The 8,997-nt window shown below is 69.8% G+C and carries 9 protein-coding genes; 8 read left to right on the top strand and 1 reads right to left on the bottom strand.

Annotated elements, in window-relative coordinates:
• Positions 1-52 precede the first annotated feature (52 nt).
• The 8 genes from ACZ3KP_RS40780 to ACZ3KP_RS40745 all read left to right on the top strand — a co-directional run bounded on the left by ACZ3KP_RS40780 (position 53) and on the right by ACZ3KP_RS40745 (position 7,313).
• A complete protein-coding gene (locus ACZ3KP_RS40780; RefSeq protein WP_467506178.1) occupies positions 53-907 on the top strand; it encodes an alpha/beta fold hydrolase in 855 nt (284 codons plus the stop codon).
• Positions 908-1,084: 177 nt separating this feature from the next.
• Positions 1,085-2,263, top strand: a complete 1,179-nt coding sequence (locus ACZ3KP_RS40775) for a low temperature requirement protein A (protein ID WP_467506176.1) — start codon at positions 1,085-1,087, stop codon at positions 2,261-2,263.
• Positions 2,264-2,360: 97 nt separating this feature from the next.
• Positions 2,361-2,552 carry a hypothetical protein gene (locus ACZ3KP_RS40770; protein WP_467506175.1) on the top strand — a complete coding sequence of 64 codons (192 nt, stop codon included), beginning with the start codon at positions 2,361-2,363 and terminating at the stop codon, positions 2,550-2,552.
• Positions 2,549-3,208: a response regulator gene (locus ACZ3KP_RS40765; protein WP_467506173.1), complete on the top strand. Its 660-nt coding sequence runs from the start codon at positions 2,549-2,551 to the stop codon at positions 3,206-3,208. The genes ACZ3KP_RS40770 and ACZ3KP_RS40765 overlap by 4 nt, the downstream gene beginning before the upstream one ends.
• 57 nt (positions 3,209-3,265) lie before the next feature.
• Complete coding sequence (locus ACZ3KP_RS40760; protein WP_467506171.1) at positions 3,266-3,883, top strand: class I SAM-dependent methyltransferase; 618 nt, start codon at positions 3,266-3,268, stop codon at positions 3,881-3,883.
• A gap of 43 nt (positions 3,884-3,926) precedes the next feature.
• On the top strand, positions 3,927-4,760 hold the full coding sequence (locus ACZ3KP_RS40755; protein WP_467506169.1) for an enoyl-CoA hydratase/isomerase family protein: 834 nt from the start codon (positions 3,927-3,929) through the stop codon (positions 4,758-4,760).
• A 114-nt stretch (positions 4,761-4,874) separates the two neighbouring features.
• Positions 4,875-5,288, top strand: coding sequence for a nuclear transport factor 2 family protein (locus ACZ3KP_RS40750; protein ID WP_467506168.1), 414 nt, complete (start codon positions 4,875-4,877; stop codon positions 5,286-5,288).
• A 393-nt stretch (positions 5,289-5,681) separates the two neighbouring features.
• A complete protein-coding gene (locus tag ACZ3KP_RS40745; protein ID WP_467506166.1) occupies positions 5,682-7,313 on the top strand; it encodes an MFS transporter in 1,632 nt (543 codons plus the stop codon).
• A gap of 798 nt (positions 7,314-8,111) precedes the next feature.
• On the opposite strand, the gene ACZ3KP_RS40740 is transcribed toward ACZ3KP_RS40745, so the two are convergent.
• Complete coding sequence (locus tag ACZ3KP_RS40740; protein WP_467506164.1) at positions 8,112-8,861, bottom strand: NADPH-dependent F420 reductase; 750 nt, start codon at positions 8,859-8,861, stop codon at positions 8,112-8,114.
• Positions 8,862-8,997 lie beyond the last annotated feature (136 nt).

The raw sequence follows: 8,997 nt of genomic DNA, 5'->3' as shown, positions 1-8,997 counted from the left end.
GACACACCTAGGTCCACCACAAGACGACAGCTTCAGGAAAGCGAATCTCGACATGAGCAGCACCTATCTGGCAGACGCGGCCGAGAACCTGACCCTCGACGGTCCCTCTGCGACGTTCACCTACCGGCGCGTCGGCCCGCGCGGCGGAACCCCGCTGGTCCTCCTGAACCGGGTCCGCGGGACTCTCGACTGGTGGGACCCGGAGCTCCTGGACCACCTCGCCGCGAAGCACGACGTGATCGTGTTCGACAACGTCGGCACCGGCTACACCACCGGCACCCCGCGCGACTCCGTCGAGGGACTCGCCGAGGGCACCGTCGAGTTCATCGAAGCCCTCGGTCTCGCGCAGGTCGACCTGCTCGGCTGGACGCTGGGCGGCACCGTGGCCCAGCACATCACCCGCACCCGGCCCGACCTGGTCCGCAGGCTGGTCGTGGCCGCCGCCAATCCCGGCGGCACGGTGCCCGGCGCCCCGGACCCCAACCCGAAGGTGCGGGCCACCATGACCAAGCCCGAGGTCACGGGGGACGACCTGGTGTTCCTGTTCTTCCCGGAGACGGACACTGGGCGCGCCGCCGGGTACGCCCACCTCGCCAGGGTGGCCACCCGGCTGGCCACCGGGGTCCCCGAGGTGTCCGAGGCGGCGGCCACGGGCCAGCTCACCGCGATCGGGAAAGACGCGGCGACACCCTTCGAGCAGGTGCGAGCGGAGCTGGAGAGCATCCAGCAGCCCGTCCTGTACGCGACCGGCATGCAGGACGTGATGATCCCGGCGCTGGCGGCCTACACCGCCGTACAGCACCTTCCCAACGCCACCCTCGTCGCCTACAGCGACGCCGGCCACGCCTTCCTCTTCCAGCATGCCAAGGACTTCGCCGCCCAGGTGACGGCCTTCCTGGCCGACTGATCACTCGGACGAAATCCGAAATCCGAAATCCGAAATCCGGAAGTCGCGACGCGTGCCGGGTCAGGACGAGGACGGTGCCCGCATCCCTGGATGACATTACCCGTGCGCGGTCCCGCCTTCGGCCGGCCGGCAGCGGCCGGACATCGACCTGAAATCGTGCAATCGAGGAGAAGTATCGTGGAGTTGACCAGTGATTCGGCGCGCCGGGAGGTCACGCCGCTGGAGTTGTTCTTCGACCTGGTCTACGTCTTCGCGATCGGGCAGCTGTCGCATCAGCTGCTGGCACATCCGACGTGGACCGGCGCCGGTCAGACACTTGTGCTCTACCTTGCGGTCTACGCGGCGTGGGCCTACACCACGTGGGCGGTCACCCTCGTCCCGGCCGAGGACCCGCGGACCCGGCGGATGCTGCTGGCGGTCATGCTCGTCGGGCTGTTCATGAACGCCGCGATCCCACGCGCCTTCGATGACGCCGGGTGGGTCTTCGTCGCCACGTTCCTGCTGATTCACCTCGGCCGCACGGTATGGCTGCTCAGGGTGGGCCTCGATGAGGTCAACCAGGAGCATTTCGTTCGTGTGCTGGTCTGGTTCGGTGCGGCCGCACCTCTGTGGCTGACCGGCGCGGCGGTCGCCGGCGGTGCACGGCTGGCATGGTGGGCCGCGGCGACCCTGGTCGAGTTGGCGGGTACCTGGACGGCGCATCCATTGCCCGGCCGCAGACTGGAGTCCCGGCAGGTCGGCTTCGCCGGCGGGCACCTGCTGGAACGCGGCCGCCTGTTCATGATCATCGCGTTGGGCGAGACGGTCATGACCACGGGCACCGCGCTCACCGCGGCACCGTACGAGCCGATGACCCTGCTGACCGCAGGGGTGGCCCTCACCGGCACGATCGCCTTGTTCTGGCTGTTCTTCAGCCGTTCCGAACGCGTCGTACGCCACTACGAGCGGACCGAGGACCCGATGCGGGCCGGGCGCAGCGGCGTCATCAGCCTCATGGTCTCCGTCGTCGGGTTGATCGCCGCCGCCGTGGCCGATGAGCGCGTCATCGCGCACCCCGCGAAGCACGCCGGCCTCACCACGAACCTGCTGGTGTTCGGCGGGCCCGCCCTCTTCATCGCCACGCAGACCTGGCACGGAGCCAATCTGTTCGACGACCTGCACTGGTCACGGGTGCTCGCCCTGTCGACTCTGATCATCGGAGGCATGGTCACGCTGGCGGCCCCGGCGTACCTGGCCGCGATCGTCGCCGCCGCGACCGTCGTCGCGCTGGCCGCGATCGAAGAGCGCCGCCCGCCCGGCGACGCGCCTGCGCAGCCGACCTCTCGGCCCGCCCACACAGCCGACCAGATCACCTGACCCCGGCACACGCCGCCGTTCTGCACAGAACATCGGCAGGCCGTTCGGTGAGATCAGCACGTCTCTCACGTCGCCCCATTTTCCCCAGGAGCATTTCATGGGCCTGCCCTTCCACACCGTTCTCGCCACCGGGGCCGACCGGGGCCTTGGCCGGACACTCGCTGTCGAGCCGTCCGGCCCTGGCACCGCCGTCCACGCCGGTGCCCGCAACTCCGACCGTCCGGTGTCCGGGCATGAGCTGACCGGCGTGCGGGAGCGGGCGGCCATGTCAGGGGGCGGGGCGCCATGACAGAGGCCGGGGTCCTGATCTGTGACGCCCAGGAGTTGTTGCGGGCCGGCCTGCGCGGGGTGGTGGACAGCCAGGCGGACCTCACGGTCGTCGGTGAGGCCGGGGACGGTGAGACGGCCGTGGCACAGGCACTCGCACTGCGCCCGGACCTCGTCGTCATGGGGGTGCGCATGCCGTGTCTGGACGGCATCTCGGCGACCGCGCAAGTGCGCGCCGAGCTGCCCGGCACCCACGTCCTGGTGCTCAGCGCCTGTGACCGCGACGAATACGCGTACGCGGCGCTGCGTGCCGGAGCCAGCGGCTTCCTGGTCAAGGACACCTCGGCCGCCGAGATCCTGGTTGCCCTCCGCGGCGTACTGCGGGGCGACACGATGATCGCCCCATCGGTGGCGCGGCGGCTGGTCGACCGGTACATCACCGGCGCCGTCGCCCCACTCTCCGACGCACGCCTGGACACACTGACCGACCGTGAGCGGGAGGTGCTGTGTCTCGTCGGCCGAGGACTGAACAACGCCGAGATCGCCGAGAAGCTGTTCCTCGGCGAGACCACGGTCAAGACCCACGTGGCCCGGATCCTCACCAAACTGCACATCCGCGACCGCATACAGGCCGTCGTCGTCGCCTACGAGAGCGGACTGGTTCGTCCTGGCGGATGACCCGGTCGGGCGCCCGGGAGGACGCCGGACGACACAGCCGGTACCTAGGTTCGGGGCATGTCGATCATGCGGGAGTTCCTTCGCCGCCCCCGTCTCACCGGCGCGGTCGCTCCCAGTTCTCCCACCCTCGCCAAGGCCATGACCTGCGGACTCGGCCTGGATGGCGCCGAAGTCGTCGTGGAGCTGGGGCCCGGCACCGGCGCGATCACCGAGGCGATCGTGCGGCAACTGGCGCCGGGGGCCCGGCTGGTGGCCATCGAGCTGAACCCGGTGTTCGCCGGCCGGCTCGCGGACCGCTACCGAGGCGGTCCCGTCGAGGTGGTCCAGGGTTCGGCCGAGGACCTGGCGACGCTGGTGCCGTATCCGGTCGACGTGATCGTGTCCGGTCTGCCGTGGACGGTCATGCCGCACGACGGGCAGCGCCGGATCCTCGACGCGGTGACCGGCGCACTCGGGCCGAGCGGCAGGTTCAGCACCTTCGCGTACGTGCACGCGGCGTGGACACCGCCGGCCCGGCGGTTCGCCGCCGAGCTGGCCGCGCGGTTCGCCACCGTCGAGCGCAGTCGGGTGGTGTGGCCGAACGTCCCCCCGGCGTACGTACACCACGCCGCCCTGCCCATCCACAAGAGGCCGCCGACGACAGCCTTCGGAACCGCTGTGGCGGCACCTACCTGATTCCTCCCTCCGCCCATTCGTCCCCTCAACACTGGAGCACACCATGACGCAGCACAGCATGTTCAGCATCGAGACAGTGGCGCCGAAGATCCGCAAGGTCACCTTCTCGAATCCGCCGGTGAACGTCGTCGGCGCGGACACCGTCAGCCAACTCGTCGACGTCATCGATGAGCTGAGCCGGGACGAGCAGGTCCAGGTCGTCATCTTCGAAAGCGGTACGCCCGGATACTTCTTCAATCACGCCGATCTCGGCCAGGTGCCCGAACTCCTGGCGCTGAACAGCGCCGACGGGACTCCCACGTGGGTCGACCTGGTCACCAGCCTGACCAGTGCCCCGTTCATCAGCATCGCCTCCATCCGCGGGCGCACCCGGGGCGGCGGGGACGAGATCACCCTGGCCTTCGACCTGCGCTACGCCAGCCGCGAGGAGGCGTTCTTCTGCCAGCCCGAGGTCGCCATCGGCATCGTCCCCGGCGGTGGCGGCAGCGACCGCCTGGCCCGACTGCTCGGACGGGACCGCGCACTCGAAGCGATCCTCACCAGCCAGGACTTCGACGCCGACACGGCCGAGCGGTACGGGTGGGTGACCCGGACCGTCCCCGACGCCGAACTCGACGACCTCGTGAGCGGCGTGGCAGCGCGCATCGCGTCGTTCGACAAGCAGTCGGTCCTGGGCGCCAAGGCACAGATCAACCGGTCGACCCTCCCTCCGGTGGCCGATCTACGCGCGTCCTGGGCGGAGTTCGCCGAATCGGTCAACTGGCCGGGATTCCAGGCACGCGTGCCGCAGCTCGGAAAGGCCATCGCGGAAATCGGCCTTGAGGAGATCGAGCGAAACCTGGGCCACTACGCCGGCCTCATCAACGAACAGGCATAAGCGCCATCCACTCGCGACGACGCCCGCTTCGCGTCACCTTTCTGCATATGGAGAGAGGCGAGAAGCACGTCGGTCACCCCCCCACCAGAACCGAATTGAAAAGACATCAACATCATGGCTGATATGCACAGGGCCCAGCCGCACGAGGCGGCGCAGGATGGAATCGCGGAGTGGCGAAGCATCGTCATGGAGCTGGACTGGGACCGGCTCCCTGATCTGCTCGCGGAGAATGTCGCCTACCGCTCGCCTGCGGATTTCGAGCCGTACCAGGGGAAAGACACGATGGTGGCGATCCTGCGTGTCGTGTTCGGCATCATGGAGGACTTCACCTACCTGCGGCACTTCAGCAGCGGAACCGGCTACGTTCTGGAATTCAGCACCCGCGTCGGCAACGCCCGTTTGTCCGGCGTCGACATCGTCGAGTTCGACGAGGACGGCAAGATCACCGATTTCATGGTGATGATGCGCCCCGCCGGAGCGGTGCAGATCCTGGCCTCGGAAGCGGCCAGGCGCATGGCCGCCGGCTGACCGCAAAAAGGCAGCGTGAGTCGGGCGCGCGCCCGACCTGTCGTACGTCGTGACCGCACCGATGAGGAATCTGCCTCTCCCGCCGCGTGGGAGAAGAAGGTGGTTCACCGTGCGAGGACGGCGAACGATCTGCACGGATGAACTGGTGCCGCTGTCAGACCGTCAGCGGTTGCGGACGCGACCGCTGCGGGCGGGGCAGCGGTCGTTCGCTCGGTCCGTGCTGGGTGACGCCCGAGCCGACCGCCGAGCCTGACCTCGACGTGCCCCGGGGCCGCCACCCGCTATCGGCCCTGGCGACGCACGGCAACACCGGCGTCCGCCGCGATGGCCCTCCCGGGGGTGCGTTCCGCGACCGGGTTCCCCACATCCTCGCCGAACGAGGAAGGACCATTCATGACCACGGACCGCGTCCGAAGCAGGCGTTCGGCCGGTATCGCCGCGTCGGCAGGGGGCCGGCTGCCGGTCGGCAGGGACGGTCGTAGAGCCGGAGCCCGCCCGGAGGCGGCCGTACAGCGCCGGGAAACACCGACGCTGGTGGCGATGTGCCTGGGCGTGATGATGACGTTCCTGCTCGTCACCGCCACGATCTCGGCGCTCTCGGCGATCCGCGACGATCTGCACGTCAGCCCGAGCGCGCTCATCTGGATCCCGAGCGCGTACACGCTGGTCGTGGCCAGTCTGGTGCTGTCGGCCGGCACCCTGGGCAACCTGTGGGGCCGCAAACGGATGTTCTGCGTCGGCGTGGTCGTCATGATCGGCGGCGGTCTGCTGGCCGCGTCCGCCGGCACCACCGCCATGGTGATCGCCGCACAGCTGGTCTCGGGCGTCGGCGGTGCGCTCATCCTGCCCAACAGCCTGGCGATCCTGGGCGCGACCTTCGCCGATCCGCACCGGCGGACCGAGGTGATCACCGTGTGGGCGGCGTCGTCGGGCATCGGCCTTGCCGTCGGACCGCTGCTCGCCGGGGCCCTGCTCGGCCACCTCGGCTGGCAGGCGGTGTTCGTGCCCAACGCCGTCCTCGGAGTCATCACGCTGCTGGTCGCGGTCCCGTTCGCCGCGGAGTCCCTGGCCCCCGGCGGACGTCTCGACATCCCCGGCGCCCTGCTCGGGACCGTCACGATCGCGAGTCTCGTCTACGCGCTCATCCAGGGCGGCCAGGAGGGATACACCGCCGCCCCCGTCATCACCGCCTGGATCCTGGCCGCGGCCGGCGCGGCGGCGTTCGTCACCGTCGAGCTGCGGGTGGCGGCGCCGATGCTCGACGTGCGGCTGTTCGCGTCGCGCTCGTTCAGCGCCGTGATGGTCATCGCCGCGGTGGCGCTGTTCGGCTTCACCGGCGTGGCCGTCCTCGTGGTGATGTTCTACAACAACGTCCAGCACCTGAACGCGCTGGACACCAGCTGGCACATGCTGCCCCTGTTCGCCGTCTACGTCGTCTCGGCGTACCTCACCGGCCGAGTGATCCGCCGTACCGGCTTCAAGGCACCCCTGACGCTCGGCCTGCTGATCTGCGCTCTCGCTGTCCTGGGGCTGACCACGATCGGGCCGGACACCCAATACAGCCGGGTGTGGCCACTGTTCGTCCTGTTCGGTGCCGCCTGCGGCCTGGTCGTCGCGCCCAGTACAGCCGCCGCGCTGGTCAGTGTGGCTCCCGAGCGTGCGGGCATGGCCTCCGGCGCCGTCAACACCGCCCGGCAGGTCGGCGCGGTCATGGGCACCGCACTGCTCGGCTCGCTGTTCACCAGCCGTGTCGCCGCGGACCTGCCACACCAGCTCGCCACACACGGCGTCCCCACCACCGCGCGGGCGTCCGTCGAGGCCGCCGTCGCCTCCGGGAGCACCGGAACCCGACCGCTGTCCAGCGCGGGACGCGCGGCGATCGACAGTGCCTTCACCGCCGGAGTACACGCCGGCCTGGCCGTCACCGCCGCCGTGCTCCTCGGCGCCGCCGTGCTGGCCCTGGCCGCCGTACACAACCGCCCCCATCAGAACGGAACGTCCATGCGCAGCCCTACGACCTCATGAGCACGAAACCCAGCCGACGGCACCCGGCGTACACCTGGCACGATCCCCCTCCGACCGTCGAGACCGTTCAGCGGCCGAGCGGCCTGGAGGTGCTGCAGGGGTTCGGCAGGGGAACACGGCCGACCCCACCCGCCTGTGGACACGCTGGCCATCGAACCCGTCGAGATCGAACCGGGCCGGGCCATGTGCGAGGTGAAACTTCCGGCGGGTCGTTCTCCTCGTCGGGCTGCGGACCGCGTGCTGCGGCCTCACCAGTGCTACGGCAGGCACCGTGCGCCTCGTCCCGACGCCCGGCAGGCTCCCCGGTTGCCCGCGCGGCACCTGGCCGCGACCCAGCGTGGCCAGGGTGCCGCGGTAGTGCTGGAGGAAGACCAGGGGGACTGTGCCGGGGCTGGGGTGGCCGAAGCGGCGGTACTGGTAGGTGATGCCGTTGGCTGCCCTGACGCGCAGGTTGGGGGGCGGTGCTGGCGCTTTCGATGTTCTGCGTCTGGGTGACGGCGTGACGTGTCACGCTTGAGCTGTTGGCAACGGCGGCGGCCGTGCCCGGCGCCGCGCTGGCGACGGCCGCGACAACCGACATGGTGGCCAGTGCCACTGCGGTGCGCCGGGCGATAGGAGTGCGTCGACTGGTTGATGGCATGTCATTCAGTGAGGGCCAGGGGCATCCCGGCCGCGTCTGTTATGCGCTTCGCATGTGGACATGTCGCGGGCCATGTGCACCGGCACCCCGCGTTGGTCAGCGGATCGGGATGCCGGTCACTCGTCTCGGTCGTGCGGGTCCGTCCCCGTTCGTGCGGCTCAGTTGGTGAAGGAGGGCAGAGTGCCGCCCGCAGAGCCGCGGACGGCGCCAGCGGCCAGTTCCTTCACCCGGTCGACGGGAACGCAGGGCCCTGGAGTCTTGAGGTACCAACCCATCGCCTCTTCGAGGCTCATTCCCTCGGGCTGCGGCGGTGCGTACGGCCGGCCGTAGAGCGGAGTGTTGGGCCCGCTGCGCCAGCTGTCGGCGAGGGAGCCGATGTCCACCGCGTCGTAGCCGAGGATGTCCAGCAGCTGCGTCACCTGCCGCTTGGCGGCTTCGTCGTCGCCGGCGATGGGCAGGGCACTTCGGTCGGCCGCACCGGCGGGTCGGGCGCTGGTGGTGAGGCGGCCGAAGTCGATGTTGTTGAACGCCTTGACCACACGGGAGTCGGTGAGGTGGCGCTGCACGAGTTCGCTGCTGGTCAGCTCGTTGGTGTCCAGCTCGGAGATGTGGCCGTCACGCTCCGGGTAGTAGTTCAGCGTGTCGATCACGGTCTTGCCGGCCAGCGCGGCCACAGGAAGCTGGGCGTAGGCACTCAGCGGGATGGTCGCCACCACGAGATCACCCGCTTGCGCCGTTTCGGCGGGAGTGGCGGCGCGGGCCCGGTCGCCGAGCTCGGCGACCAGGTCGGTGAGTGTTTCGGGGCCGCGGGAGTTGCTCAGGACGACGTTCAGGCCGGCGTCGACGGCGAGGCGGGCCAGTGCGCTCCCGATCATGCCGGTGCCTATGAGGCCGAGGGTCTTGGTCACGGTGTCATGTCTCCGGTTCAGTGGGCCAGGAGGTGCAGGGACGGGCTGTGCCCGTCCGGCGTCGGCCCGTTGTTCCGCGTCGTGCGGTGTCGCTGTTCGCCCGGGCGATGGTGAGGCGTGCTCGGTGCCCGGCGCG

The organism is Streptomyces sp. NPDC020958 (assembly GCF_055562175.1).
Note: the sequence above shows the minus strand (reverse complement) of the source record. Positions and strands in the feature narration are given on the sequence as shown.